At 32.4% G+C, this 25,562-nt stretch carries 28 protein-coding genes; 23 read left to right on the plus strand and 5 right to left on the minus strand.

Annotated features, from left to right (window positions below):
* The first annotated feature begins 78 nt into the window (after positions 1 to 78).
* The 4 genes from ACFOZZ_RS04125 to ACFOZZ_RS04140 all read left to right on the plus strand — a co-directional run bounded on the left by ACFOZZ_RS04125 (position 79) and on the right by ACFOZZ_RS04140 (position 3,250).
* Complete coding sequence (locus ACFOZZ_RS04125; protein WP_255452571.1) at positions 79 to 207, plus strand: hypothetical protein; 129 nt, start codon at positions 79 to 81, stop codon at positions 205 to 207.
* Between the two features lie 14 nt (positions 208 to 221).
* Positions 222 to 782: an MATE family efflux transporter gene (locus ACFOZZ_RS04130; protein WP_376814777.1), complete on the plus strand. Its 561-nt coding sequence runs from the start codon at positions 222 to 224 to the stop codon at positions 780 to 782.
* A 30-nt stretch (positions 783 to 812) separates the two neighbouring features.
* Positions 813 to 1,304, plus strand: a complete 492-nt coding sequence (gene lepB / locus ACFOZZ_RS04135; protein ID WP_006504927.1) for a signal peptidase I — start codon at positions 813 to 815, stop codon at positions 1,302 to 1,304.
* A 194-nt stretch (positions 1,305 to 1,498) separates the two neighbouring features.
* Complete coding sequence (locus ACFOZZ_RS04140) at positions 1,499 to 3,250, plus strand: phosphoenolpyruvate carboxykinase (RefSeq protein ID WP_278861508.1); 1,752 nt, start codon at positions 1,499 to 1,501, stop codon at positions 3,248 to 3,250.
* Between the two features lie 200 nt (positions 3,251 to 3,450).
* Here ACFOZZ_RS04140 and ACFOZZ_RS04145 read toward each other — a convergent pair whose 3' ends face one another.
* Positions 3,451 to 5,178 (minus strand): IS1634 family transposase, encoded by a 1,728-nt coding sequence (locus tag ACFOZZ_RS04145; RefSeq protein WP_376814778.1) that lies wholly within the window; start codon positions 5,176 to 5,178, stop codon positions 3,451 to 3,453.
* A gap of 350 nt (positions 5,179 to 5,528) precedes the next feature.
* Between ACFOZZ_RS04145 and ACFOZZ_RS04150 the strand changes: the two genes are divergently transcribed.
* Positions 5,529 to 6,287: an SDR family NAD(P)-dependent oxidoreductase gene (locus ACFOZZ_RS04150; RefSeq protein WP_278861510.1), complete on the plus strand. Its 759-nt coding sequence runs from the start codon at positions 5,529 to 5,531 to the stop codon at positions 6,285 to 6,287.
* A 124-nt stretch (positions 6,288 to 6,411) separates the two neighbouring features.
* On the plus strand, positions 6,412 to 6,825 hold the full coding sequence (locus ACFOZZ_RS04155) for a hypothetical protein (protein WP_329966728.1): 414 nt from the start codon (positions 6,412 to 6,414) through the stop codon (positions 6,823 to 6,825).
* A gap of 9 nt (positions 6,826 to 6,834) precedes the next feature.
* Here ACFOZZ_RS04155 and ACFOZZ_RS04160 read toward each other — a convergent pair whose 3' ends face one another.
* Entirely contained in the window at positions 6,835 to 7,518 is a 684-nt protein-coding gene (locus ACFOZZ_RS04160; protein ID WP_329966730.1) for a hypothetical protein, read from the minus strand.
* 356 nt (positions 7,519 to 7,874) lie between these two features.
* Positions 7,875 to 8,552, minus strand: coding sequence for a LytR/AlgR family response regulator transcription factor (locus ACFOZZ_RS04165; protein ID WP_376814779.1), 678 nt, complete (start codon positions 8,550 to 8,552; stop codon positions 7,875 to 7,877).
* Positions 8,553 to 8,732: 180 nt separating this feature from the next.
* On the opposite strand from ACFOZZ_RS04165, the gene ACFOZZ_RS04170 reads away from it, so the two are divergent.
* The 4 genes from ACFOZZ_RS04170 to ACFOZZ_RS04185 all read left to right on the plus strand — a co-directional run bounded on the left by ACFOZZ_RS04170 (position 8,733) and on the right by ACFOZZ_RS04185 (position 10,502).
* Positions 8,733 to 9,281, plus strand: coding sequence for a hypothetical protein (locus ACFOZZ_RS04170; protein WP_278861747.1), 549 nt, complete (start codon positions 8,733 to 8,735; stop codon positions 9,279 to 9,281).
* Between the two features lie 107 nt (positions 9,282 to 9,388).
* Complete coding sequence (locus tag ACFOZZ_RS04175; RefSeq protein WP_376814780.1) at positions 9,389 to 9,697, plus strand: hypothetical protein; 309 nt, start codon at positions 9,389 to 9,391, stop codon at positions 9,695 to 9,697.
* Between the two features lie 11 nt (positions 9,698 to 9,708).
* Positions 9,709 to 10,113, plus strand: a complete 405-nt coding sequence (locus ACFOZZ_RS04180) for a hypothetical protein (RefSeq protein WP_376814781.1) — start codon at positions 9,709 to 9,711, stop codon at positions 10,111 to 10,113.
* A 38-nt stretch (positions 10,114 to 10,151) separates the two neighbouring features.
* The gene (locus ACFOZZ_RS04185) at positions 10,152 to 10,502 is read left to right on the plus strand and encodes a hypothetical protein (protein ID WP_278779221.1); all 351 of its coding nucleotides are present in this window, start codon (positions 10,152 to 10,154) and stop codon (positions 10,500 to 10,502) included.
* 60 nt (positions 10,503 to 10,562) lie between these two features.
* On the opposite strand, the gene gdhA is transcribed toward ACFOZZ_RS04185, so the two are convergent.
* On the minus strand, positions 10,563 to 11,906 hold the full coding sequence (gdhA, locus tag ACFOZZ_RS04190) for an NADP-specific glutamate dehydrogenase (protein ID WP_055233279.1): 1,344 nt from the start codon (positions 11,904 to 11,906) through the stop codon (positions 10,563 to 10,565).
* Between the two features lie 412 nt (positions 11,907 to 12,318).
* Here gdhA and ACFOZZ_RS04195 point away from each other — a divergent pair, with 412 nt between their 5' ends.
* Together ACFOZZ_RS04195 and ACFOZZ_RS04200 are read left to right on the plus strand one after the other, a co-directional pair.
* Positions 12,319 to 12,726 (plus strand): hypothetical protein, encoded by a 408-nt coding sequence (locus tag ACFOZZ_RS04195; RefSeq protein ID WP_376814782.1) that lies wholly within the window; start codon positions 12,319 to 12,321, stop codon positions 12,724 to 12,726.
* Between the two features lie 19 nt (positions 12,727 to 12,745).
* Positions 12,746 to 12,982 (plus strand): hypothetical protein, encoded by a 237-nt coding sequence (locus tag ACFOZZ_RS04200; RefSeq protein WP_376814783.1) that lies wholly within the window; start codon positions 12,746 to 12,748, stop codon positions 12,980 to 12,982.
* 245 nt (positions 12,983 to 13,227) lie between these two features.
* Here ACFOZZ_RS04200 and ACFOZZ_RS04205 read toward each other — a convergent pair whose 3' ends face one another.
* Entirely contained in the window at positions 13,228 to 13,956 is a 729-nt protein-coding gene (locus ACFOZZ_RS04205) for an MIP/aquaporin family protein (RefSeq protein ID WP_376814784.1), read from the minus strand.
* Between the two features lie 96 nt (positions 13,957 to 14,052).
* Here ACFOZZ_RS04205 and ACFOZZ_RS04210 point away from each other — a divergent pair, with 96 nt between their 5' ends.
* The 11 genes from ACFOZZ_RS04210 to ACFOZZ_RS04260 all read left to right on the plus strand — a co-directional run bounded on the left by ACFOZZ_RS04210 (position 14,053) and on the right by ACFOZZ_RS04260 (position 25,325).
* On the plus strand, positions 14,053 to 14,445 hold the full coding sequence (locus ACFOZZ_RS04210; protein ID WP_329967394.1) for a hypothetical protein: 393 nt from the start codon (positions 14,053 to 14,055) through the stop codon (positions 14,443 to 14,445).
* A 576-nt stretch (positions 14,446 to 15,021) separates the two neighbouring features.
* Positions 15,022 to 15,954, plus strand: a complete 933-nt coding sequence (locus tag ACFOZZ_RS04215) for an AEC family transporter (protein ID WP_376814785.1) — start codon at positions 15,022 to 15,024, stop codon at positions 15,952 to 15,954.
* A 45-nt stretch (positions 15,955 to 15,999) separates the two neighbouring features.
* Positions 16,000 to 16,557, plus strand: coding sequence for a TetR/AcrR family transcriptional regulator (locus tag ACFOZZ_RS04220; RefSeq protein WP_006504883.1), 558 nt, complete (start codon positions 16,000 to 16,002; stop codon positions 16,555 to 16,557).
* Positions 16,558 to 16,655: 98 nt separating this feature from the next.
* The gene (locus ACFOZZ_RS04225) at positions 16,656 to 18,104 is read left to right on the plus strand and encodes an oleate hydratase (protein WP_376814786.1); all 1,449 of its coding nucleotides are present in this window, start codon (positions 16,656 to 16,658) and stop codon (positions 18,102 to 18,104) included.
* A 140-nt stretch (positions 18,105 to 18,244) separates the two neighbouring features.
* Complete coding sequence (locus ACFOZZ_RS04230; RefSeq protein ID WP_187011573.1) at positions 18,245 to 18,931, plus strand: N-acetylmannosamine-6-phosphate 2-epimerase; 687 nt, start codon at positions 18,245 to 18,247, stop codon at positions 18,929 to 18,931.
* A gap of 1 nt (position 18,932) precedes the next feature.
* Positions 18,933 to 20,219, plus strand: coding sequence for a PTS sugar transporter subunit IIC (locus tag ACFOZZ_RS04235; RefSeq protein ID WP_376814787.1), 1,287 nt, complete (start codon positions 18,933 to 18,935; stop codon positions 20,217 to 20,219).
* A 3-nt stretch (positions 20,220 to 20,222) separates the two neighbouring features.
* Positions 20,223 to 20,963 carry an HAD-IIB family hydrolase gene (locus tag ACFOZZ_RS04240; RefSeq protein ID WP_129981348.1) on the plus strand — a complete coding sequence of 247 codons (741 nt, stop codon included), beginning with the start codon at positions 20,223 to 20,225 and terminating at the stop codon, positions 20,961 to 20,963.
* A gap of 1 nt (position 20,964) precedes the next feature.
* On the plus strand, positions 20,965 to 22,443 hold the full coding sequence (locus tag ACFOZZ_RS04245) for a DUF4127 family protein (protein ID WP_022425675.1): 1,479 nt from the start codon (positions 20,965 to 20,967) through the stop codon (positions 22,441 to 22,443).
* Complete coding sequence (locus ACFOZZ_RS04250) at positions 22,440 to 23,075, plus strand: SGNH/GDSL hydrolase family protein (protein WP_376814788.1); 636 nt, start codon at positions 22,440 to 22,442, stop codon at positions 23,073 to 23,075. The genes ACFOZZ_RS04245 and ACFOZZ_RS04250 overlap by 4 nt, the downstream gene beginning before the upstream one ends.
* A gap of 22 nt (positions 23,076 to 23,097) precedes the next feature.
* A complete protein-coding gene (locus ACFOZZ_RS04255; protein ID WP_376814789.1) occupies positions 23,098 to 23,916 on the plus strand; it encodes a MurR/RpiR family transcriptional regulator in 819 nt (272 codons plus the stop codon).
* 8 nt (positions 23,917 to 23,924) lie between these two features.
* Complete coding sequence (locus ACFOZZ_RS04260) at positions 23,925 to 25,325, plus strand: sialate O-acetylesterase (protein WP_376814790.1); 1,401 nt, start codon at positions 23,925 to 23,927, stop codon at positions 25,323 to 25,325.
* The last annotated feature ends 237 nt before the right edge of the window (positions 25,326 to 25,562 follow it).

Raw genomic sequence — 25,562 nt, forward strand, 5'->3', positions numbered from 1 at the left:
TCGGAGGTGTAAACCGTTAATACGACTGGGCAGTTACAAGCCCATGACCTTTAGGTCGTGGGTAGTTGACCATGTGTGATGAATAATATACTAAGATATGAAGGACAGGCATCACTTGCAATGATTGGACTCACATCTGGTTCTATTATTAATATCTTTGGTGATTATATTTTTATGCGCATATTTCATTATGTCGTCAGGGATTAAATAGTATCAGTGTTATGACTCTTAACTTTGCGGCAGGAATTTATGGAGATGAAGCGATTGCGGCAATGAGTGTTGTGAGTCGTATATCTAATCTCATCTTCTCAGTAGGAGTAGGCATAGGTCAGGGTTTCCAGCCAGTATCAGCATTTAGTTATGGTGCTAAACGATATGATCGTTTGAAACAAGCCTTTATCTTCACTGTGACTCTTTCTACTATTCTATTAAGTATTATTAGTGTCATCTGTTTATGCTTCACAAAATCGCTTCTCTTACTCTTTACACAGGATAGTCAAGTACTCTCTATTGCGCAGCTTGCGATGAAATTTGAATGTATTGCGATATTCTTTATGGCGATTAGTATTGGCGCAAATATGTTGTTCCAAAGTATTGGTAGAAGCGTCATAGCGACATTCCTAGCTGCTTTAAGAAGTGGTTTGGCTTTTATCCCATTAGTCATTCTATTGCCTCACATATGGGGTATTACAGGTTTAGCATCATCTCAGCCTATATCTGATTTATGCGCAAGTATCATTCCTATTCCCTTTATTTTTAGTTTATTTAAGGAATTATCCTAAAACTATGGTATAATCGTTTCGGTGATTAAAATGAAAAATATGAAGCAAACAATATTAGAATATGTAAAAGTAATTCTTGTGACAGTAGTTCTTACATATGGTTTCTTATTCTTTGTCCAGATTTCTCATGTAGAAGGACAATCTATGGAACCTAATTATCATGAAGGGAACATTGTCTTAGTCAATAAGCAGTTCTATCATTATGATGATGTAAAATATGGTGATGTTGTCATTGCGAAATGTAATATATTAGGACAGCAGAGACAGATTATTAAAAGAGTCATTGGCAAGCAGGGGGATACAATAGAATGTATTGATCATGAACTCTACCGTAATGGTAAGAAAGTCAATGAAACATATATCAATGAACAAATGACAGACAGTAATTGGACTTATACAGTTCCTAAAGGTGATGTCTTTATTATGGGGGATAATAGAAACCATTCTACAGATTCCCGTTATATAGGTGCTGTTTCTTTTAAGAAAGAAATAGTTGGTAAAGTATTCTTTAAGGCCTTCTAGTAAAGGTCTTTTTTATGTTGCATATTAGACTTAACTAACTCAGCAAGAAAAAAATGGGAATTTACTAAATTCCATAAATAATAACGCTTACATATGATAATTACAAAATTAGGCTTTGCATATTGTAAATTTCTCTGCTATTATGGGGTAAAATAGATAGGAGCTAACATAATCTATTTGGAAAGGATGAAAAAATGGCTAAGAAATTCGAAATTACTAGAGGTAATGCAATCTTAAACTTCTCTGAAGAATTCTGTCAGAGTAGATGTGAATTAGTGGAGAGTGAATCTTTCTCTAAAGTATTGGAGAAATTCATTAAGAATCAGCGCAGATTAGAAACACAGTTATATATTTATTTACATGAACGCAATGCGGATGATTTCTTCTTATTAGGAGATTTAAAAAGCATTTTCAAGTTATTACTTGTGCTTGATGCAGAACAGGTTTGTGCATTAAGACCAGAATATGCAGTGTATTTTGAAGATCGTGATATGTTCGTAAAGTTAATTGAAGACATTTATTTATACTGGAGAAAGCTTCAGAGATATGCAATTGTTTTCAATGACTCAAAGAAATCAGGTTACCAGAGTGTACAGTTTGCTGACGCTCAGGAAGCATTTGAAAAACTTGTATTAGAAGTATATCGTTCAATGCAGAGAGCTGTAGGTAAGAACGATAAGGTATTAAGACAGATTACAGCTGGTGTCAATGCTGGTTTAACTGTTACTCACTTAACTACAGGTTTACCTGATGATTATGAATGTTTAAAGGATGTTCCATTCATTGAACAGGTTGTTATTCATCCACCATTTATCACTTATTCTAAGAGAAACAAAAGAGATGGTGTATTCCCAGAAAGTAGAACAAATCCAGTCACTGACTTAACATTTAATCCTGATCAGTGGTTATGTTATCCTGCAAAGGTTGGTAAGTTATTATGTTTCGTTTACTTCAATACTAAGTTCATGGCACAAGGTGTTACTTTATGTAACTTATTTGAACTTGCTGATGAATCAGAATATAGACATAATAAACCAGATCTAGTATATGTATATGGTTATGAAGATGGTAAAAAGGATCAGTTATTCTTCCAGGATGACAAGAACGATATGATGGTTGCTAAACTATCAGCAAGTGATGAATTCGATTACTTCGGATATATGAAGAAGATGTGTTTAACACTTCACAACGTATCTAACATCAACCACCACAAATTACCTATCCATGGTGCTATGATCCAGATGAAGTTACATGATGGTTCTGAAAAGAATATCGTTGTAATGGGTGACTCTGGTGCTGGTAAATCAGAAACTATTGAACAGATCAAAGCATATGGTCAAGCTTATATCGAAGATATCAAGACTATCTATGATGATATGGGTTGCTTATCATTAGTTGACGGTAAAGTAAAGACTTCAGGTACAGAAGTTGGTGCCTTCGTTCGTCTTGATGACTTAGATGCTGGTTACAGCTTTAAGGAATTGGATAGATCTGTATTCATGAACCCAGATAAGGTAAATGCACGTATCGTAATTCCTATTACTGATTATAAGGATGTTATCGCTGATCATGACGTAGATATCTTCTTATATGCTAATAACTATGAAGCTGAAGGAGAAGCATTAGAATTCTTCGATAATGAAGAAGATGCATTAAAGGTATTCAGAGCTGGTAATCGTATGGCTAAGGGTACTACTACTGAATATGGTTTAGTTGGTTCTTATTTCGCAAATCCATTTGGTCCAGTTCAGAGAAAAGAACAGACAGAACCATTATTACAGGAATTCTTCCATAAGATGTTTGAACAGGGTGTACAGGTTGGTGTACTTCGTACAAGACTTGGTATTAAAGGTCAGGAATATGATGGTCCTAGAACTGCTGCAAAGACTATCTTACATTATGTAACTGGTGATAATGATCTTAAGGAATTACCAGAAGAACAGTAATTTCTCAAACACTTCAAGATTATTCTTGAGGTGTTTTTTTATACAAAAATAGATGAATTTGATTATCCACTCTATGAATACGCTTACAGTTATGTTATAGTTCCTGTCTTTGACAGTTATACATATAAAAAACCTTCAAAAATACTGATAAATTCAGCGTTTTTTGAAGGGCTTTTTGCTTTAAAAATGTAGTAATATCTCTATCTCTTTGTATTCTTTATAATTTTTTTCATATTTTTCTCACCATTGATCTGATAGTCGGTTCTGAACCCAAATGCCTCATGAAGAATATCAGTTGCATCATTTCTTGTATACGTTGGAACATAGCCGCTACCTTCATAATGATAGAAGTTATATTCTCTTAATGTATCAATAAGCTTCTCAATAGTTAGCTTGTTGCCTGTTTTGTTCTCAAGTATTCTGATGAACATCAGTGCAATGAAGCATGTGAGGAAGTGTGCTTCTATTCTGTTATCCTTCTGAAGATATACGGGTCTAGCCTTGAATTCAGATTTCATGATTCTGAATGATTCTTCAATCTCCCATCTTCTCTTATTAACTTCGATGATATCCTTTATATCATCCTCTAATGTAGTACATACTGCATAGAATCCATCATATTTCTCTTCTTCAGCTATTCTTCCATCATTCACAACTACTTCCACATTATCTGCAACCTCGCCATTGTCAGTATATCTGACCTCATCAAGGAATCTTGAAGGGCTGTTAGGGTTTTTAGTAGTTGTTTTCTTATTACTTTCAGCTGATTTTCTAGCTCTTTCAATCTGCCTGCTTCTGATGTATCTCTGATAGGCTCTGTACTTTGGAGAGAACGAAACAATGATTCTCTGTTCAATACCATTCTCATTAATCCATCTTTCCTTGTACCAGATGCCGTCTTCAAATGTTTCACCATCGTCAGCGGCCTTCATTACAGAAGATATGTCTAATCCAGTACTATCACCTTTAGACCATCCTTCTGGATTAAGCGCCCAGTCCTTTATGTGCTTCTTAATCTTCTTTAAAGACTGTGTAACGATATATGAACAATTCTTTTGTATATTGAATTCTCTATTTTCCTTAGAAGCAAGCCCTGCATCAGTGCATACAACGAACTTTGTGATACCGAAATCCTTTATTATCTTCTTTTCAACTGGAATGAGTGAAGGCTGCTCGTTCTCATTGCCAGGGAATATGACGAATGAAAGAGGAAAGCCATTACCATCCATAAGAAGTCCCATCTTAATGATAGGGAGTGGTCTATGTTCCTTGGACTTGCCGTATCTGCAGTTACCGCGTTCTTCTTCTATTTCAAAGAAATAGTTTGTGCAGTCATAATAGAGGACAGAAGTGTTTCTATTTACAACCTTCTTTGAATTCTCATAAAGGAATTCCTGAATTGTATCGCACTTTTCTGTTAGAACATCAAGTGATCTATAAATATCATGGAGCTCGAATGTAGGCTGTTCAATAAAGTTTTTTGAATCCTCAAAAGTAGAAAGCTTGCTTGATGGATAAATAATTCTTGAATATATGAGTCTTGATAGGACATCTGCAAGATCATATTCGAACTTATACTCATCCTGTATATCTCTGCAGATCTTATCGAGCTTGAGGCTGTGAAATATATCCTGAAGGAAAAGGTAGCCGCCATTATATGATGTCTGCTTCATTGGTTCTAGAAGCTTTGACTGCGATAGGGAGATAAGGACAATATCCTTGTCTCTTTTTTCTTCCTCAGTCATTTTCCTGGCAATCTTTTTTCCCCAGGCTATGACTTCATCCTCGCTGTTATTATGTTGAGGAAGGAGTTCTTCCATAGTTCCTAGTTTCTTTACTATCTTTGAAGTTGATTTACCATTCTTTCTGAATGATTTCTGGATGTAAAGTGATGTAGAGTTCTTAGATTTTGAAAAAGTAAGTTTCATTGGCATCACCTCCTACAGCTATTATATCAAATAATCCTACATATTACTACTTATAATTTCACGAATTTGACAATAAAAAAACTCAAAAGCATTGATATAATCAACGTTTTGAGCGATTTGGTTAGTGATAAATTGAAGTCAACTGTTAAACTCCCGAACTGCTGCAAAGACTATCTTACATTATGTAACTGGTGATAATGATCTTAAGGAATTACCAGAAGAACAGTAATTTCTCAAACACTTCAAGATTATTCTTGAGGTGTTTTTTTATACAAAAATAGATGAATTTGATTATCCACTCTATGAATACGCTTACAGTTATGTTATAGTTTTAACAAGGAGGGTTGAATATGGGTAAATTAGATAATAAAGTCGCTATCGTTACTGGTGGTAATGCAGGTGTTGGTAAAGCTATTGCAAAATTATTTGCAAGTGAAGGTGCAAAGGTTGTTATTTCAGCAAGAAGAAAAGAAGTATTAGAAGAAGTAGGTAAAGAAATTGAGGAAGCAGGAGGTACTGTATTATGTGTACCTACTGATATTTCTAAGATTGATGATGTAAAGAACCTGGTTTCTAAAACTGTAGAAGCATTTGGTAAAGTAGATGTATTAGTGAATAATGCAGGTGTACTTGATAAAGGATTAAATGCGATTGATCGTATTGATTATGATGATTTAAATAGAGTTATTGATATTAACCAGAAGGGTACAATGTATTGTATGTCTGAAGCATTAAAGGTTATGACAAGTGGTGCTTCTATTGTAAATATTGCAAGTGTTGCAGGTCAGTTTGGTGCTGGAGGAGCAGTTTATGTTTCTACAAAAGCAGCTATTATTGGTGTAACTAAACATACTGCAATGCGTTTTGCGAAAGAAAATATTCGTTGTAATGCTATTTGTCCTGGTAGTATTACTACAGATATGGCAGCAGGCTTAACACCTGATACAATGGATATGAAGATGATGGGTGCTATGCGTGCTCATAGTGATTTATCACTTAAACCATGTAGTCCAGAAGATGTTGCAAGAGTCACTCTTTTCTTAGCAAGTGATGATGCAGCACCTATTACAGGACAGGTTGTTGTTACTGATTATGGTGTAGATTTATAATGGAGTGCAGCTTAGGCTGCACTTTTTCAATGTCTTTTATGCTAGAATTTATGCCTCTTGTGCAAGAATTATAGTCAGTGAATCATATCTTAGATAGAGTTGAAGTGTAGAAAGGAGTGAAATGATGAAACTCAAGAAAATATTAGTCATTCTTATGACACTTATTGTTGTTGTGGTTGTCTCTACACTTCTTCATTATCAGAATATGAATTATATATCTGAAAACTGGAATATTGACTTCCCTTCAGAAAACACAATTGTCTATCAAGTAAAACCTTCTCCTTCATTTACTAATGATGGAATATATTATGAGGTACAGGAAGTTAAAAACAAAAATCTTCCCATTACATTGAATAATAAGAAGAATAATGAAATAGAAGGAGAATTCAATAAATATATCATAGAAGCAAAAGTATCACAAAAGCAGTTGCCAGACTTCACTCAGGATTATAAGTATTATAAGAAAAGTGATGTAGGAAGATCACTGATTGTAGTAGCTCAGCGTCATAAGCTGTATATTGTATCCTATAATCTATAAAACGCCTCATTAACGAGGCGTTTTTAAGCGGATTGATTTTGTTTTGTCATTACAATTTATAATGAATTGATCATCTTTAAGCTTTAATCTTATTTCTGTATGATCTGTTACATGTTCTCTAATAAAGATTTCCATCTGTTCAACAATATTTGCGTCATCCAAACGAGAATCAATAGGAATCATGACTATCATCTTAATATCATAATCTTCCAAACTCTGCATAAGAATAGTTAATCTATGATCAAAGATAGGATTATTAGTATGAGATACAAATTGTTTATGCATTAAATCATCTATTTCTTTCTCAATAAACTGATGTGTTTCTTCATCAGATATTACATGATCAAGCTTTCTTAATACATAAAGCATACGATGTTCTTTCTTTAATAAAGAATCATATATATGATTAATTCGGTCATTATTTTCTCTCTGTATTTTTAGCTTCTCTTTCTCTAAGTAATTCTGTCTATATTGGAAGAATAGAAAAAGAAATAGTAAACTTAATACAAACACTAATACAGTCATTAAGATGATTGTAGATTGGGGTAGTCTAATAAAAGAAAGAGCCTGCATGAGTAAAGAAATCAATACAAGTAATATAATCCCAATTAGACCAAAGGTCTTATTTTCTTCAAGGAAGGAAAGATTATTTTTGTTGTATTTTAATATCTTTAATAATCCCAAGGCAATCATACAATATAGAATTCCAAAAGGAAGTCCATAAAAATCGCTTATATTCAATATAGAAAATAAACGAACAAATAAAAGATTCACAAAAAGTAAAGCAGTAAAGAATAGAAGTGTTGTAGAAATACTATAGATCACAGCTTTATATTTATGAATATAAAGCATGCATGCATGTGTTACACATATAAGAAAGATCAATAAAAAGTTATTGAGGAGACTAGGGTTGGTAAAAATAAACATTTCTGTGAGAGTAAGAGGAGTACAAAGAATAGTGTAGGAATACTTTTTTTCGGGTATTAAAATACTGCTGATGCAAAAACAAAGCATTGCAGTACTTATAACTGAAAATAAGAAATCAAATATCATAGCTTAATATACTCCTTGTAGTGGTGTAAAAAGTTGTTCTTATAGATACGTCCTACAGTCAGATTTTCATTATTATATAGGATGGTATTACGATTGTAATCTTCTACATATTGAAGGTTAATAATCATATTCTTTTGAATCTGAACGAGTGTTGTATTGATGTAATTATTACAGAAATCTTTAAGAGTACCTGTTGTCATATAATCTTCTTTAGGTGTATGGACAACGAGATCATGACCAATAGAAACAACTGAATAGATATCTTGAATAGGAATCTGTAATGAACGCTTACTGTCTTTAAGTGTAATAGTGATATAAAGAGTAAGTAGTTTCTCTTTTAACTGCTTAAAGACAATATTTTTATCATAATCATAATGGTTCTTTCTTATGAATTGAAAAGGCTCAACCTGAAATGTATTAAATACAAGATTCTCGTGACTTGATGTGAATATAACCAGACAGTTATGCTTGTTTTTATGATATTTTGCGATTTCAATACCGTTCTTATCATTTAATTCAATATCCATGAATATAACATCATATGTACCTTCTATTTGATCAAAATGGTCAGTAATCATATTTGTAATCATATTAGGATTATGAAAGTATTCATTTATATCCTTTTGTAGCTGCATTGCGAAAGCAGTATTATCATCACAAATCAGTATATTCATAACATCACCTCTGTTATATTTTAACATATTATTTTATTGGATTGAAATGTAATTTCTGTGGAATGTCTTTTATGCATGAAAATGTGTCTCTTATGCGAGAATTATAGGCAATTTTAAGGTCATAGTATAACATTTAGTTAACATCTAGATGGAAATTAAAAAAGAGGAAGGTTTAAAGCAATGAAGAGATTAACGATAATACTATTATCTCTTGTGATGGTTTTAAATATCCCGATAACTACTGTTTTTGCAGATCATATTGAAGAAAACAATTTGAATTATTATTCCTATGAATTATTTGAGAATAGTGAAAAAAGATATGTGGATGTAATTAATAAGAAAACAAAGCATGTAGATTATATAGTATATAATAAAAAGACAGGTGTGCTCACAATTAATGGAAGAAATAAAAAGTGTGTTGTTCATGCAAATCATCCTAGAAATGCATCACATTATAAAATGAATTTCACTGTTGATTATCAAACAGCTGGACTTCTAGCAGGTAGTATTTTAGCTTTTACAGCGACTTCTATTTCATCCCTTAAAAAGGTGATGCCAGCTTTTAAGCTAGCGGTAGGAACTCAAGTAAAAGGCTGTTTAAAATATAAATGTCAGAAGAATAATAAGAGAACTTATATAACTCTTACAATGAAATTTGGTAGTGGCCCAAAAAAGTCATATAGTTTTAAAACTAGTAGTTTGCGGATGAGCACTAAACCTTATATTTAAACACTCACATTTTATTAAGGAGGACTTACTAGAAAAGATTATGGGATTTAAATATCTGTATATGTATAGTAGTTATGTTTTTGTTTGAGTTATTAGATGGCAGCAATATGATTCCATCTCAATATCGTCTAGCAATAGCGGCTATCATTCTGATTTTCGATGCAATCTTTGCAATATATGCAATTATTGAAAGTAGAAAGAAAAATCATTCAATTAAAATGTTTTTAGATGATTATGTTTGTACTTTAGTTCCAGCAACTATTTTCATGCTTCTCGTATTTAATTTTGGCCCATTAAAATATCGTAATGAAGTAAAATCTGCAGCTATTTTATATTTAATTATAGGCTTAGTCTACAATTTTGTTAAGGATTGGAAATCGATGAAATCAGTATCAAAAAATAATAGACTCTCATAGGAGGATTCATTATGAAATTTTCAACAAAAACAAACATCATGAAAATATGTACTAGATTGAGTACTGCGTTCACAGTATGGTATTTGATGTTTGGTAATTCTTATACAATATTATCAAAAAATCAATCAATTATATTAGTTATACTCTTTGTGCTTGATGCAATCATTTTAAGATATCTTCTTAATGACAGAATGAAAGAGAACAAATCAAAAGAAGTATTTTTACAAACTGATATCTTTGTGCTTATTTCACTTATTGTTCTTATACCTTTGCATTTAGGTATTGTACATCCAATAATTGCTGCAATATTATCAGGTTCAGTAATAATTTACCATGCAATCGCAATTACTCATAATATTAAAGAGAGAAGAAAGAAAAAGAAGCAAAAGAAATCAGGCGTAATCCCTAGCGTCTAATTAAAAAATAATATACTATATGTAAGAGAGGGTCTATTATGAGAAAAATTCTGAATTATTTTACTGGTTCAATCATTACATTCTTATTTCTGATATTTAATGATCTTGATGCGATTCCATCAAAGTATTGTTTAGGAATAGCTGCAGTTATCTTTATTTTTGATGCAATAGTACTTGCTTATGAACTTATTGATAGTATGAAGAAAAACAAATCCGCAAAAGTATTACTTCAAGAGAATATTTGTATGATCATTATATTTATGATTTTGTTGATTTTGAGAATAAGTCATTTTTCTCAAGAATGTAAGTTTGTGATTGCAGGAGTGGTAGTTTGTTATATTATAATAAGTATAATCTATAATCATAAGAAAAAGGTGGAATTTGACTAATCCACCTTTTTTAAAGCGAAAAAAAGAGCTGTAATGATTTCATTACAACTCTCGTTAATATTAATAGTTACCCTGAGCAATCATAGCATCTACAACTTTTTCAAATCCTGCAATATTTGCACCTTTGATTAAGTCATAACCTAAGCCATACTTTTCGGCTGCTGCAACAGAGTTATTGTAGATATCTACCATGATAGTATGTAGTTTTGCATCTACTTCTTCTTTAGTCCAGCTATAACGCATTGAGTTCTGACTCATTTCAAGTGCAGAAACTGCAACACCACCAGCATTTGCTGCCTTTGCAGGACCTAAAGTACCTTCATGACCTGTGAAGTATGCGATAGCTTCAGGAGTAGTAGGCATATTAGCACCTTCGATAATATACTTACATCCGTTTTCTACTAACTTCTTAGCATCTTCTTCTTCGATTTCATTCTGTGTTGCACAAGGGAATGCCATATCACACTTAACACCCCAAGGCTTTTCTCCTGGATGGAATTCAGCACCAAACTTTTCAGCATAGTCTTTTAACTTAACATCGTTCTTAGTTCTGATTTCAACAAGGAAGTCCCACTTTTCCTGAGTATTGATACCTTCTGCATCATATACATAACCATCTCTACCAGAAATAGTAACAACCTTAGCACCAAATTCAGTTGCTTTCTGAGCAACACCCCATGCAACGTTACCATATCCAGAACATGCAATAGTCTTGCCTTCATAGCTGTCATTGAAATGTTTTAATACTTCATTACCATAATAAACAGCACCAAAACCAGTCGCTTCAGGACGAATTAAGCTTCCACCAAATGGTAAAGCCTTACCAGTTAAAACACCGTTTTCATAAGCATCTTTAATTCTCTTATACTGTCCAAATAAGTATCCGATTTCTCTTCCACCTACACCGATATCACCAGCAGGTACGTCTACGTTAGGACCGATATGACGGTATAATTCAGTCATGAATGACTGACAGAAACGCATTACTTCAGCATCACTCTTACCTTGTGGATCAAAGTCAGAACCACCTTTACCACCACCGATAGGTAAAGTTGTAAGAGAGTTCTTTAAGATCTGTTCAAGACCTAAGAATTTAATAATACCTAGGTTTACTGAAGGATGGAATCTTAAACCACCTTTGTAAGGACCGATTGCGCTAGAGAACTGTACACGGTAACCTCTGTTCACAATAGTCTTACCTTCATCATTAACCCAAGGGACTTTAAACATAATAACTCTTTCAGGTTCAGTAAATCTTTCAAGGATCGCCATATTTTCATATTCAGGGTGTGCTTCAATAACTGGTTCCAAACTCTTTAAGATGTTTGTAGCCGCTTCAATGAATTCTGGCTGATCAGCATTCTTTTCTTTTAATTCTGTTAAAACCTTATCAACATATTTCATAACGAAATCCTCCTTGAATTAATTATATTATGCGTATGATAGAATTTCTATAAAATAAGAAATTATTATCACAAAGATAAAATAATGGTTAAAATAATAAAAAGTATGAATTACAATTTGTGAGTATACTTTAGGATTACGATTATTGAAATAATTTATATACAAAAATAGGTAATTTATTTATTAATATTATTTTATCAGTATAATATATAGTGTAGAAAGCGTTTACATTTAAGGAGGATCCAAGTATAAAAAAATATTAAAAAAAACGATTTCTTTATTAATTTCTATCACTTTATTTTCTTCTTTATGTTCACCTGTATTTGCGTCAGATATTAGTTTATCTATTCCTGTTCAAATAAGCGAAACAGAGACATGGTTTTTTCCTACCGAAAAAGACTATGGGGCTTATTTGAATCATAAACAAGTAAGCGGTGATATTATGACTTGTGGGGAATATTCAAAAACGAGTGAAGTATCCAGACAAACATTGAAGCATAAGTTTGTTGGATATCATAAGTTAACTCCAAGATGGACAAAGTCATCATCATATACAATAGAAAAAGGTGTGAGTAGTAGTGCTTCTCTTAAAACAAGTTATGATGGTATTTCTTTCACTTTAAGTTTAACGCATACAGCTTCTGTGAGCACAACTATTCCTGCTAATAGTAAAAAATATAGTCGTTTTGGAATATCTGGAGATTTCTTGGTAAAACATATGAGAACAGACTACTTTGATTCAAGTGGATTATATGATTCATATAATTATATTTCCAAAAAGACGCTAGCATCCTATATTGATGTTAAATATAAATCTTAATGTATAGAGGTATAGTTTTATGAGTACTAAAACAATAAAGTTTCTTTTCTGTTTTGTTATTTATGTGATTTTATTTATTGCAGTTGCTTTTTATCCTGATCAAACAATTGTGACAATCCCTATCGCAGATACGCTATTTGAGTTTGTTTCAATACCAACATTTTTCCACTCATGTCTTTTAATTCCATTTATTGGAAATACAGTGTTACTTATCTACTTCTTTAAGGATGAAATTAAAAAGTTCTTCAAATTCTAGGTTATAATAAAAAAGCGAATTGCTAGTATATACATAATAATCTTAACTTATAGCAGGAATCCTGGGAGATAGCGGAAGCTATCTCTTTTCTAATGTTTTTAAGTGCGTCTAAAATATGAAAAGTATTCATTATGCAAAAGAGAATAGCCTTTTTAGGAGGGTATATACGAAAAGAACTGTAACGCTCAAGGTAGTAGTCAATACTGTCTATTCGTTACAGCTCCTAGATTTTTGAATCAGTTGAGTTATGCAATCTTTTCGCCTTTTAATAACTTATAAACGATATAAGCGATTAAAGCACCAATGAGTGGTGATAATAAGAATACCCATAACTGATTAAGTGCAGTGCCTTTGCCAAGTATCTTCATAATAACTGCTGGACCAAATGATCTTGCAGGGTTAATAGAAGCACCGGTAAATGGAATACCTAAAATAGTAACAAGTGTTAAAGCACCACCAATTAATAATCCAGATAGTCTTTCTAATCTTTCATCATTTACTACATTTAAGTACACTAATACAAATACAAAAGTTAATACAGCTTCTACAAGAATAGCACCCTTTACATCTAATGAAATCATACTTAAAGAATTATAACCTGTTTGTCCAATACCTAAAGTAGTAATAGATACGCTAGGAATACATTTAAGAATACCAAGTAATAATCCACTTGCAAGAAGTGCACCTAATAGTTGTGCCACAATATAAAGGAACATTTCTATGAGAGAGATAGCTCCATTAAAATACATTGCAACAGACACTGCTGGATTGACATGTGCTCCTGAAATAGAAGAGAACATATAATAAACAAATGTCATTGCAAGACCAAATACAACTGCAATACCGATAATACCTGCTACTGTACTATATGTAGAACCTAATCCTGTAGATCCAAGTAATGCATAAGCTGTAGTACCTAGAAATACAAGTAGGAAAGTACCAAGTAGTTCAGATAGAAATTTCTTGATTTTCATTGAATACCTCCAATATTTTTATGAAATGAGTGTAAGACAAATTCAATAACTTGTCAAATGACCCTAATCCATGTAGAATGTGAAAAGGTGATGAAAATGAAAAAATTCAAAGATTTTAGAGTAACAGTATTTATGATTGTTATGATTCCTGCATTACTCGCATTATCTATTTATTCCAAAGTTGTATGGCATTCACAGATGCGTTTTGTCTTAGCTCTTATTATGACAATCACTATCGCATTAATCTGTCTTGCTGGCTATAATCTTCACTTATATAGCGATATTATTATGATATATACATGGAAATATGTTGCATTACTTCCAGAAATGATTGAAGTAAAGGATATTAAATCAATCAAGGCAGTAAGTAAACATAAGATCAAGATTGCGCATAAGTATATTTCTTATGCTTATGTAAGTAATAGTAAAGAGTTCATGGAAAACTATCGATTATTACAGGAATCTGCACAAGAACAAGAGAATATGTAAAATCATGTGAAATACCAAATGGGCATCTATTTGGTGTTTTCTTTTACTAAAAAACCATATAGTCGTATATATGACTATATGGTCTGATTATTTCTCTTTGAGTACAGTATACATATTAACTAAAGATAATATGATAGATATACCGAAGAATAGTGTATCGAGAATATTGGAACTTATACCCAATTCATCTATAAGAATAGCTGTGTTCCACAAAGATATTGCAGCAGATATAGAAATACCTAAAGAAATCAAAACAAGTAGTACGCTATTATTATGATTACGTTTGATGAATAGGAATAAGAGTAACTGTAGAATCAACACAATTAAGAAGTAAATAATAGTTGTAGATATGATTTTCCTCCTTTCTTTATGTTAAGTATTTTTACAAATATATTGTATCATAATAATAATATCAACGAATATATGTTTGAATAAGTATTGTAGAATGAATAATGCATACATACAATGTATTAAAGTGTTCACTATAGATTTGTGCCAATCACTTTTTTCATTTTATGCAAAAAAAAGCTTTTAGAAGATAATAAGTGTATGATGCCTTCTAGGAGGATTAAAGATATGGATTTAGCTATTTCACTTGCTACACAAATTGGAGCTTTATTTATTATGATAGGAGTAGGATATGTACTGATTAAAACAGATATATGTACAATATCAGAATCAAAACTTTTATCACAGATTGTATTATATGTTTCTGCACCTTGTGCAATCATCAATTCATTCCAGATTGACTTGACAGAAGAAAAATTAAAAGGTTTCTTACTGTCTATTGGCGCAGCTATTCTTGTACATATTATTTATTATATACTTGCTAAGATACTCACAAAGAAATGTCATTTTAATGCGATTGAATCAATGTCCATCATGTATCCTAACTGTGGAAACTTGATTCTTCCTCTTGTTTCTATCGTATTAGGGAACGAAATGGTTTTCTATTGTTCAGGTTATATGATTGTACAGACTATATTATTGTGGACACATTGTAAGTTTATTATTAGTGAAGATACACACTTTGATTTAAAGAAGATCCTCTTGAACATCAACATGATTGCAATTGCAGCAGGTATCATTATGTTCTTCTTACAGATTAAATTACCTACGATGTTTCAGAGTGCTGTATTTGGTATGGGCAGCTTAATGGGACCATTGAGTATGTTTGTAGTAGGAATGTTACTTGCGGGTATGAATATGAAGGAAGTCTTTACCGATGTCCGTGCTTATGTCGTATGTTTCCTTCGTTTAGTTGTATTCCCAGTAATTATTTTATTAGTTTTTATTTTTACAGGTATGACAAAACTATTCCCAAGTGCATCACAGGTATTAATGATTTCATTACTTGCAGCCAGTGGTCCTGCAGCTTCTACTGTGACTCAGTTTGCGCAATTATATGATAATCATGCTTTTGAAAGTTCAGTTATTAACGCATTATCTGTTCTTTTATGTATTATTACTATGCCAATCATTAATATCATCTATACGTTTATGTTGTAATATGTAAAAACAACGTGCATAATAGTGAATATAAGGAGGGCTAAAATGTCACAAACTACGAAACGCGCTATTGAAGCGTCATTGAAACATTTATTATTAAAGAAGCCTCTTGATAAGATCACTATTAATGATATTGCAGAAGACTGTGGTATCAGCCGTATGACTTTCTATTATCATTTCCAGGATATTTATGATCTCGTAGAATGGTCATGTATTCAGGATGCTGAAGAAGTATTACAGGGCCATAAAACATCTGATACATGGGAAGAAGGTCTCTATGCACTCTTTGGTGCTATCTTAGACAACAAACCATTTGTCACTAATGTTTATCGTTCTGTTAGTCGTGAACATGTAGAAACATATCTTTATAGAATTGTATATAAGTTATTAAAGGATGTTGTAGATGAACAGGCTGTAGGAATGAATGTCAGAGAAGATGATAAAGAGTTCCTTGCGAATTTCTATAAGTATTCTTTTGTCGGTCTTACATTAGAATGGATCAATAATGACATGCGACAGGACCCAGAACTTATTATCCGTAAACTAGATAAAGCAATCAAAGGAAACATCAAAGCGGCCTTAAAACGCTATGAAACCTTTTAAACAAAAACACTATAATGTATAAAGAATAAACATCTTGTATGGGATGTTTATTTTTTATATTTTATTTTTTCTATACTATGAGGATAAGGGGGATTGCTATGGATTTATTTGTGAAGCCAAGAAAAAGAGAAAACATTGATGCACATAATGCCTATATATTGGGGAGTGACTTTACTAGCTTAGTGACTGCCTGTTATTTATTGAGAGATGGTTCATTAAAGGGTGAACATATTCATATTATAGATTCAGTAGATTCATTTCACCATTATGAGTCTTATCTTTCTTTTGTAGATAATCGTAGTTTCTATTTATGGGATATATTACGTTCCATACCTTCTATAGAAACAGAGGGACTCACTGTTTTAGATGAAATGACTTATTTAAATCATGATGCACCTATGAAGACTAGTCATAATATACAACTAAGTGATCAATTGATATCAGAACTTGTTCATTTCTTCTTTACTTCAGATGAACAATTAAAAGGTAAACAGGTTAAAGATGTATTCAGTCAGGACTTTATGGAATCTGATTTCTACTATTATTGGCATGCTTTATTTCCAGTCAATGATGCTTATTCTTTTAAAGTGACATTACATCGTTATATGCATATATTGACCTCGCACAGTATGATTTCTCCTAAGTACTGCATGTATGAATCAGTGATTGTACCTATTATAGAATATCTAGATGCACATCATGTTGTCTTCCATTTCAATACTGAAGTGACTCATATAGAAATAGAAGACAATAAAGCCACTGCTTTTACAATTAAGAGTGAAGGCATAGAAGAGACTATAGGTCTGACAAGCCAGGATCTTCTATTTATTCATACAAGTCAAAGTAAAGATTCTATAGTCCATGCAGTTATTACAACTCAGGATGAAAAAATCATCCATTACTTAAGAAATATTCTTCAAAAAGATCCACTTTCTGGTGAAGATATTACAGGCGGTGTTATTCCAATTAATGAATCAGCCTGGGAACTCAATTGGACAATACCAAGACAGCCTTACTATAAGAACCAGAAAGAGAATGAATGTGTCATTCTACTTCATGGATTACATCCAGAGAAAACCGGTAATTATGTAGAAAAGTCTATGTTAGAAAGTAAGGGATATGAGATATGTGCAGAATGGCTTTATCATTTAGGTATTCCACAAGATAAAATCAATGAACTCTCATTGATGTCTGCTTCTACCGCTTCTTACACTCATACTAGTACTCATTGTGAAGCACACATCAATGGATTAAATTATGCTTGTATAGGTGAAGGTGTTTCATTACCTTATGAATATCTAGGAAGCTTGGATTATCTTGTGCATACCGCAATGAATGCAGTGTATAGTTTATTACATATCACAAGAAGTATTCCGGCTTATCGTTATTCTATTGAAGACTATTTAAGTGTCTTCTCATCTTTATATGGTGATGAGACATTTATAGAAAGTCAGTCATTCACAAAACGTCTTGTCTTAAAAGAGCTATTAAAAAGAATAGAGGGCTCTAATCTAGAAGCCCTATTAAAGGAATATAAGTTCTTCTAGATGATATGAAAGTGCTTTCTTATAAGAATCTCGTTATGAGGTTCTTTTTTTATTTGTTTGAAAGTAGATTCCAAACCCGCAAGATTCATTGAAGTGATGAGGAAGTCTGATTATGATTGGTAATGAAAGGAGAACATAGAATGGTTGGGGAAATAAAAAAACATTTAATAGTTTCCTGTCAGGCTTTGGAAGATGAACCGCTTCACTCTTCTTTGATTATGTCACGCATGGCTGTTGCTGCAATGCAGGGTGGCGCAAAAGGAATTCGTGCAAATTCTGTTAAAGATATTGAAGCAATCAAGAAGGCAGTTCCATTACCTGTTATTGGGATTATTAAAAGAGACTATAAAGACAGTGATGTTTATATTACACCAACTTATGAAGATGTAGATCATCTTGTTCAGGTGGGATGTGACATCATTGCGATGGATGCAACAATAAGCACGCGTCCAGGGTGTATATCTTTAGATGCTTTCTTCAAGAAAGTAAAAGAAAATCATCCTAAACAATTATTCATGGCAGATTGCAGTACTGTAGAAGAGGCAGTACATGCTGATGAATTAGGATTTGATTTCATTGGAACGACATTAGTTGGTTACACCAACCAAAGCAAGGGAAATCAGATCAATGCGGATGATTTTAAAATCATAAGAGACATCTTAAAAAAGGTTAAACATCCAGTTATTGCAGAGGGAAATATCGATACTCCTCAAAAAGCAAAACGTGTATTAGAACTAGGATGTTATAGCGTAGTGGTAGGTTCTATTATTACAAGACCACAAGTCATTACAAAAAGATTTACAGATGTAATAGAAGGAGAAAAATAAAATGAACGCTTTAATGGATAAGATTGCAGATAAGATTCTGCCATTTGCGGAAGTGTTATCAAAGAATAAATACTTAGCCGCTATTAGAAATGCTTTTGTAACTATTATGCCAATTATCATTGGCTGCTCATTATGTACACTATTGAATTGTGTATTCTTAGGAAAAGGAAACTATTTTGATCAATGGTTTGGGTTCCAGGGATTAGATATTGTGAATGTTCTCGGTGCTATTGGTAGCGCTGGTATGAATATTATGGCTTTATTAATTGTTTATCTATTAGCTAAGAACTTGGCTAAAGAGTATAAGATTGATGAAGACGCTGTTTCAGTCACTGCAGTTGTATGTTTCTTGATTATTACTACTTTTGGAACAGATGCAAAAGCAGGAGAATATATAAGAACATATTATTTAGGTGCTGCTGGTTTATTTACTGCATTTATTGCTGCATTTGCGACAGTAGAGATCATGAGAAGATTAATGAAATGTAAAGCATTGATCATCAAGATGCCTGATTCTGTTCCTAGTGGTATTGCTAGAAGCTTTAATAGTATGATTCCAGTTATTATTACTATGTTTATTTTTGGTATTGTAAGATTTATTACGAATGCAGTAGGCACACCTTTAAATGATTTGATCTTTAACTTTATTCAGACTCCACTTACTGCAATTATCACTTCTCCAGTTGGTATTGTAGTGATCTATTTCTTATATATGCTTTTATGGGGATTTGGTATTCATACAGGTTATATTATTTCACAGCCTATTCTAGAACCTATCTTCTTAATTAACTTAACACAGAATGCTGCTGCAATTACTGCAGGTCATGCTGCAACTCATATTCTTACAAAACCATTTACTGATTCTTTAATGTTCATGGGTGGCGCAGGAAATATGCTTGCATTAGTTCTTGCTATTTTAATTGTTTCTAAACGTAAAGACTATAAACAAATCGCAAAGCTTGGATTTATTCCATCACTATTCAATATTTCTGAACCAATCATGTTTGGTTTACCAGTAGTAATGAACCCAGTATTAATTATTCCTATGATTCTTGTAACACTTGTCAGCTTAGGTATTGGTACACTTGCGACTGTCACTGGATTTATGGGTTATACATATGTTATGACACCTTGGACTACACCTCCTCTAATTGGTGGTTTCCTTGCAACAGGTGGTAAGATTGGCGGTTTAATCACAGCTGCTATTTGTTTAGTTATTTCTGTTTTGATTTATATGCCATTTGTTAAGGCAATGGATAAAGAATTAGAAAAGGAAGAAGAAAAATAATTTATGAAAGTAATCGTGTTTGACTTAGATGGCACATTACTTGATACAAAGAATGAAATCATTGGAGGAGAGAAGACCCTTTCTCTCCTTAATGATTATCAAGAATCAGGATATAGACTTGCTATATGCACTGGTCGATTAGATCATGATATTGTAGCCATCAATAGAAAGTATCATCTAGGTATTACTGAGAGAATATCTCAAAATGGTGCTGTGATTTATCAAGGAAATCAATTAAATGCTGCTTTGTTAGATAAACGAGATGCCATGGGAATTTATGATTTACTAAAGGAGTATAATGTAAGAGTAGAGATGAATACAGTATCTAATCGTTATTGGATGAGTCCAAGGGATCCGGATTTTCCAAAAGAATTTTACGATTCATCAATTATTAAAGAGGATTTTAAAGACATTATACCCTATCAACCTGTTGTACTTTATCTTGTTGTAGGGGAAGAGGATTACTTAAAAGAAATCCAAACAGTTATAAAGAAGAAATTTACACAGGTAGATGCGATTCTTACAAGTAAGACATCATTAGAAATTGTTCCATTACATATATCTAAGGGAGAAGCTATTCGCACCATGTATCCAGAGGATGAAGTCTATGCAATTGGTGATAGTGAAAGTGATCTTGCAATGTTGGAATATGCACATCGATTCTATTATGTAAAAGAAGAAGTAGAAGGTGCTATTTGCGTAGAAAGTATTTTAGAAGCTTTAGAAAAGATAAAGGAGGAGTAGTATGCGTATCTTATTATTACCACTTGATGAAAGACCATGTAATTATATTTATCCTCAGATGATTGTGTCTTCTAACCATTCAGTTCATCTTACAATGCCTCCATTGGATATCCTGCCAAAAAAGAAGATTCCTGCTTCATTTAATAAGATTAGACAGTATTTATTAAAAGAAGCAGTCACTCAGGATGCTTTAGTTATTTCACTAGATATGCTTCTTTATGGAGGATTACTTTCTTCAAGACTGCATCATCTTACAGAGGATATTCTAGAAGAACATCTAGATGTTCTTCAGGAATTAAAGACACTTAATCCTCATCTTAAAATATATGCATTTCAATGTATTATGCGTTGTCCTCAATATAATTCGAGTGAGGAGGAGCCAGATTATTATGAAGATTATGGTTATGCACTCTTTAAAAAGAAGTATTTAGAGGATAAAGAAGAAAGAGAAACATTAACGAGTGAAGAAGAAATTGAAAAGAATAGTCTTCATATACCTGAAGAAGTAATCAGAGACTATGAAGACAGACGACTTATAAACTGTAGAATGAATTCAAAAACACTTGAATTATTAGAAAACAATGTTATTGATTTTCTTGTTATTCCACAAGATGATTCTTCACCTTTTGGTTATACCGCAAAAGATCAGAAGATCATTCTTAAAGAAATTAAAGAAAAGTGTTTAGAATTCAAGGTAATGGTTTATCCAGGTGCTGATGAAGTTGGTATGTCCCTTATGACGAGAGCTTATAATGATTACTATCAGGTTCATCCTAAGATTTATCCATTTTATGCTTCTACACTTGGTCCACAGGTTGTACCTCTTTATGAGGATAGACCTATGTTTGAAAGCTTAAAATCACATATCCTTGTAACAGGGGCAAGACTTGTAATGGATGATTCAAACGCAAATATAGTTCTGGCAGTGAATTGCCCAGGAAAAATTATGCAGGAATCATTTGACAAGAAAAAGGATGTCTCTTATTCAAGCTATCGACAGTTAATGAGCTTTGTGGAGAGAATTAAGGAATATGTTGAAGAAGGTAGAAGTGTAGGTGTGATTGATAGTGCTTATGCGAATGGTGGAGATTATGAATTGATTCGATATCTTGATCATTATAATCTTCTAGAAGAATTAAAGGGTTATGCAGGATGGAATACGAACTGCAATACAACAGGGACTGTTCTTTCTGAAATACAGGTTGGAGAGATTCATGCACCTAATACTGTATATCATTTGATAGAGGATGTTTTCTATCAAGCTAAAGTAAGACAAAAGGTGATTGAGGAAGATTTACCTGAACTTGGACTTTCTTATTATGATTTTAAAGATAAAGAGGATTTAGTAGAAAAAAGAATTGGCGAGGCATTATTAAAAGAGTATTCTACTTTAAATATTTCTCATAAGTATCCAATTAATTCTATAGAAGTTATTATGCCTTGGCATCGTATGTTTGAGATAGGAGTGAAGTTCAAATGAGAGAACAGATGATTTATAATCCTGGCATTTACCAATTAAGAGAAGATGCTCTTAAAAGAATGTTAGATATTATTTATAACCAAAAGACAGCACAGTCTGGACAAACAGTATTTTTTGGAGACTCTATTATAGAGTTTTATGATATGAATCAATATTTCCCAGAAAAGACTATTTATAATTGTGGTATTGCAGGGGCTACAACAGATGAATTGTTATGGATTGTAGATGAAGCAGTTATTAAATATAAACCTGCTCAGGTTTTATTACATGTAGGGACAAATGATCTTGGTAACACAGTGACACATTCACCCCGTCAGATTGCCTCGAATATTCAGATGTTAGTAAGTATAATACAGAAGAACTTACCTAATTGTCGTATTACTATTCTTTCACCATTACCTTGTGATGAAGATATTCAAGGATATCCTCATGCGCATGGTATACGTTCAAATGCATTTCTAAAAGATATTTATGAACATTTTGTGGAGTATCTAGGTGATAGTGTTAATTACATTAATGCATTTGATTCATTTGTAAACAAAAAAGAATTATTACTTGAAGATGGCCTTCATCCCAATGAGAAGGGCTATCAGCTCCTTACGCATATCATCAATGATTCTATGATTTTGTGATAGAATAGTTTTGGGTGATAATATGGATAATTATTTAAAAAGTACAAAAACGATGATTGAAGAGAAATATGATAGTTTTACACAAGTAGAAAAAGTAATTGCGGACTATTTTCTTCATGAAACAATAGAAGATTTTTCTAGTAAGGCTGTTGCTTCCACAATATATGTTTCAGAAGCATCTTTATCTCGATTCTCAAAGAAATTAGGTTTTAGTGGCTATAGAGAGTTTGTTTTTTCTTTTAATGCGAATATGAAAGAAAATAAGCGTTTAGATCAATTAACATCATTTTCTATACATAAATATCAGGAAGTATTAGAACAGACTTATCAAATAGTGGATAATAATCAGATTATACGTATCGCAAAGCTTCTTGATTCAAAAAAAAGAGTGTTTATTTATGGCATTGGTTCAAGTGGTCTTGTCGCAAAGGAATTTGCATCACGTTTAATACGTTTAGGTCTTGATGCGGAAGCTATTAACTCAGAAAGTGATATTACTGCCAATAGTCCGCGTGTTCAGTCAGAGTCGTTAGTAATAGGAATTTCTATTTCAGGAAGTAATCCAAATGTTATTGCGGGACTTAAACGTGCGCATGAAAAGAATGCGACAACAGTTCTTATGACTTCTATGCAGCGTGCTTATCATGATGATATTATTGATGAAATTGTTAAGGTGGCTCATGTGAAGAATGTGACAGTGTCACATATTATTTCTGCTGAGTTTCCTGCTTTAGTCATGACGGATATTATCTATACACATTATCTAAATTATAATAAATCAGATAAATTAGAGTCATTAAAGGAGATATTGAATTCAATAGATTATAAGTTTGAGAAGTAGGTGTTAAAATGGAATTAGATTACCCATATTCAAATCATATGGTTCTACAAAGAAATAAAGATATAATTCTTTCAGGTACTTCTGAAGAAAAAGAAGTAAGAATGACTTTTTTAAAAAAGGAATATAAAGTGCCTGTCAACGATGGGAGATGGCAGATATCATTTAAAATAGAACAACCTGGTGGACCTTATCGTATGATTCTTACAGATGATAGAGATATGCTTGTATTGAATGATATTCTTGTAGGTGATGTTTATCTTGCAGCAGGACAATCTAATATGGAATTAGAGATGAGAGAGTCAAAGGAAAAGAAACTTCCTTTATATCGTTCTAATGTTCGTATCATGACAGTCCCAAAGTATATCTATCCTTTTGAGGACGATAATCAAAGATGGAAAGAACTTAATGAAGAAACAGTGTCATCCTTTTCTGCAGTGGCTTCATTTTTTAGTTATTATCTTGATGAAGATATACCAATCGGTATTATTTCTAATAATAAAGGTGGTACAAGTGCTTCATGCTGGATTGAAGAAGAAGTTCTTAAAAAGAACAATGTACTTAAAGAGAATGTATATGATCCGTATTATGATGATTTACCATCATTAGATATACAAAAAGAAGAAACCGAAAAGTATTACAATGTATTTAATAACTATCAAAAAGAGTTAAAGGAATGTATTAATACACATCCTGATATGACTCTTTCCCAAATTAAGAATATTGTAGGACATACTCCATGGCCTCCTCCAAAAGGTTATTATGATTATCGAAGACCAGGTAGTCTTTATGAACATATGTTTAAACGTACTCTTTATTATCCTGTCAAAGCAGTGTTATGGTATCAGGGGGAGGAAGATAGTCCACAGTATATGTATTACAGTGAGCTACTTAAGACATTGATTCAAAGCTGGCGTCGTGCTTATCACGAAGATTTTCCATTTTTTATTATTCAATTACCTGAATATAAAAATAGTCACTTTGATGAAATAAGACGTGTGCAAAGAGATGTTGTACGTTCTATAAAAGATACATATCTTGTTACGACGCTTAAAACAGGTGATCCAGATTATATTCATCCAGCAAGTAAAGAGGAAGTAGGAAAACGTCTGGCTTATAGTGTGGCTCATTATCTTTATGAAAAGAATACACCAGTTACACCTATATTAGATGAAGAAACTTTGACATATGATCAGGATATGAAAGAAAAAGATGTTCATTTAATTGTAGATGGACATGCTTGTATAGGGCATATTCAAAATAGAAAGCTTATTATACCAGTTCAGAATTATCATATGTTAGCTTATGCGAATGATGATAATCCTAAAGTAGAAATAGAAAGTGTAGAAGGTATTCCAGCTTCTCCATTTAGAATTGAGAAAAACACCCCTAAGGCAATGTCATTAAGTTAAGAATTGACAGCTATCAAGGCATACAAACAAAATGTATGCCTTTTTTATTTTCTCTTGACAAAAGCCCAAAAATGTGAGGCCAATAATCAATATTTATATATTGATTATTGGCCAATTGTTTATAGATGTCATCGGAGGTATACATTATGGACAACTATAAACAACTAGAGAAAACTTTAAATCACATTATCAAAAAAATGAACGATTCACGCTCTATTTTCTGCGAAAATTCCAGAA

This window comes from Catenibacterium sp. GCM10023432, assembly GCF_042651925.1.
GTDB classification, from domain to species: domain Bacteria; phylum Bacillota_I; class Bacilli_A; order Erysipelotrichales; family Coprobacillaceae; genus Catenibacterium; species Catenibacterium mitsuoka.

Coding starts and splice junctions, on each gene's coding strand:
- ACFOZZ_RS04165 (WP_376814779.1), bottom strand. CDS start 8,552: ATGAATATACTGATTTGTGATGATAATACTGCTTTCGCAATGCAGCTA.
- ACFOZZ_RS04215 (WP_376814785.1), top strand. CDS start 15,022: ATGGATTTAGCTATTTCACTTGCTACACAAATTGGAGCTTTATTTATT.
- ACFOZZ_RS04180 (WP_376814781.1), top strand. CDS start 9,709: ATGAAATTTTCAACAAAAACAAACATCATGAAAATATGTACTAGATTG.
- ACFOZZ_RS04225 (WP_376814786.1), top strand. CDS start 16,656: ATGGATTTATTTGTGAAGCCAAGAAAAAGAGAAAACATTGATGCACAT.
- ACFOZZ_RS04240 (WP_129981348.1), top strand. CDS start 20,223: ATGAAAGTAATCGTGTTTGACTTAGATGGCACATTACTTGATACAAAG.
- ACFOZZ_RS04250 (WP_376814788.1), top strand. CDS start 22,440: ATGAGAGAACAGATGATTTATAATCCTGGCATTTACCAATTAAGAGAA.
- gdhA (WP_055233279.1), bottom strand. CDS start 11,906: ATGAAATATGTTGATAAGGTTTTAACAGAATTAAAAGAAAAGAATGCT.
- ACFOZZ_RS04140 (WP_278861508.1), top strand. CDS start 1,499: ATGGCTAAGAAATTCGAAATTACTAGAGGTAATGCAATCTTAAACTTC.
- ACFOZZ_RS04150 (WP_278861510.1), top strand. CDS start 5,529: ATGGGTAAATTAGATAATAAAGTCGCTATCGTTACTGGTGGTAATGCA.
- ACFOZZ_RS04125 (WP_255452571.1), top strand. CDS start 79: ATGAATAATATACTAAGATATGAAGGACAGGCATCACTTGCAATGATT.
- ACFOZZ_RS04185 (WP_278779221.1), top strand. CDS start 10,152: ATGAGAAAAATTCTGAATTATTTTACTGGTTCAATCATTACATTCTTA.
- ACFOZZ_RS04160 (WP_329966730.1), bottom strand. CDS start 7,518: ATGATTGCCTTGGGATTATTAAAGATATTAAAATACAACAAAAATAAT.
- ACFOZZ_RS04130 (WP_376814777.1), top strand. CDS start 222: ATGACTCTTAACTTTGCGGCAGGAATTTATGGAGATGAAGCGATTGCG.
- ACFOZZ_RS04260 (WP_376814790.1), top strand. CDS start 23,925: ATGGAATTAGATTACCCATATTCAAATCATATGGTTCTACAAAGAAAT.
- ACFOZZ_RS04220 (WP_006504883.1), top strand. CDS start 16,000: ATGTCACAAACTACGAAACGCGCTATTGAAGCGTCATTGAAACATTTA.
- ACFOZZ_RS04255 (WP_376814789.1), top strand. CDS start 23,098: ATGGATAATTATTTAAAAAGTACAAAAACGATGATTGAAGAGAAATAT.
- ACFOZZ_RS04145 (WP_376814778.1), bottom strand. CDS start 5,178: ATGAAACTTACTTTTTCAAAATCTAAGAACTCTACATCACTTTACATC.
- ACFOZZ_RS04200 (WP_376814783.1), top strand. CDS start 12,746: ATGAGTACTAAAACAATAAAGTTTCTTTTCTGTTTTGTTATTTATGTG.
- ACFOZZ_RS04245 (WP_022425675.1), top strand. CDS start 20,965: ATGCGTATCTTATTATTACCACTTGATGAAAGACCATGTAATTATATT.
- ACFOZZ_RS04210 (WP_329967394.1), top strand. CDS start 14,053: ATGAAAAAATTCAAAGATTTTAGAGTAACAGTATTTATGATTGTTATG.
- ACFOZZ_RS04235 (WP_376814787.1), top strand. CDS start 18,933: ATGAACGCTTTAATGGATAAGATTGCAGATAAGATTCTGCCATTTGCG.
- ACFOZZ_RS04170 (WP_278861747.1), top strand. CDS start 8,733: ATGAAGAGATTAACGATAATACTATTATCTCTTGTGATGGTTTTAAAT.
- ACFOZZ_RS04230 (WP_187011573.1), top strand. CDS start 18,245: ATGGTTGGGGAAATAAAAAAACATTTAATAGTTTCCTGTCAGGCTTTG.
- lepB (WP_006504927.1), top strand. CDS start 813: ATGAAAAATATGAAGCAAACAATATTAGAATATGTAAAAGTAATTCTT.
- ACFOZZ_RS04175 (WP_376814780.1), top strand. CDS start 9,389: ATGATTCCATCTCAATATCGTCTAGCAATAGCGGCTATCATTCTGATT.
- ACFOZZ_RS04205 (WP_376814784.1), bottom strand. CDS start 13,956: ATGAAAATCAAGAAATTTCTATCTGAACTACTTGGTACTTTCCTACTT.
- ACFOZZ_RS04155 (WP_329966728.1), top strand. CDS start 6,412: ATGAAACTCAAGAAAATATTAGTCATTCTTATGACACTTATTGTTGTT.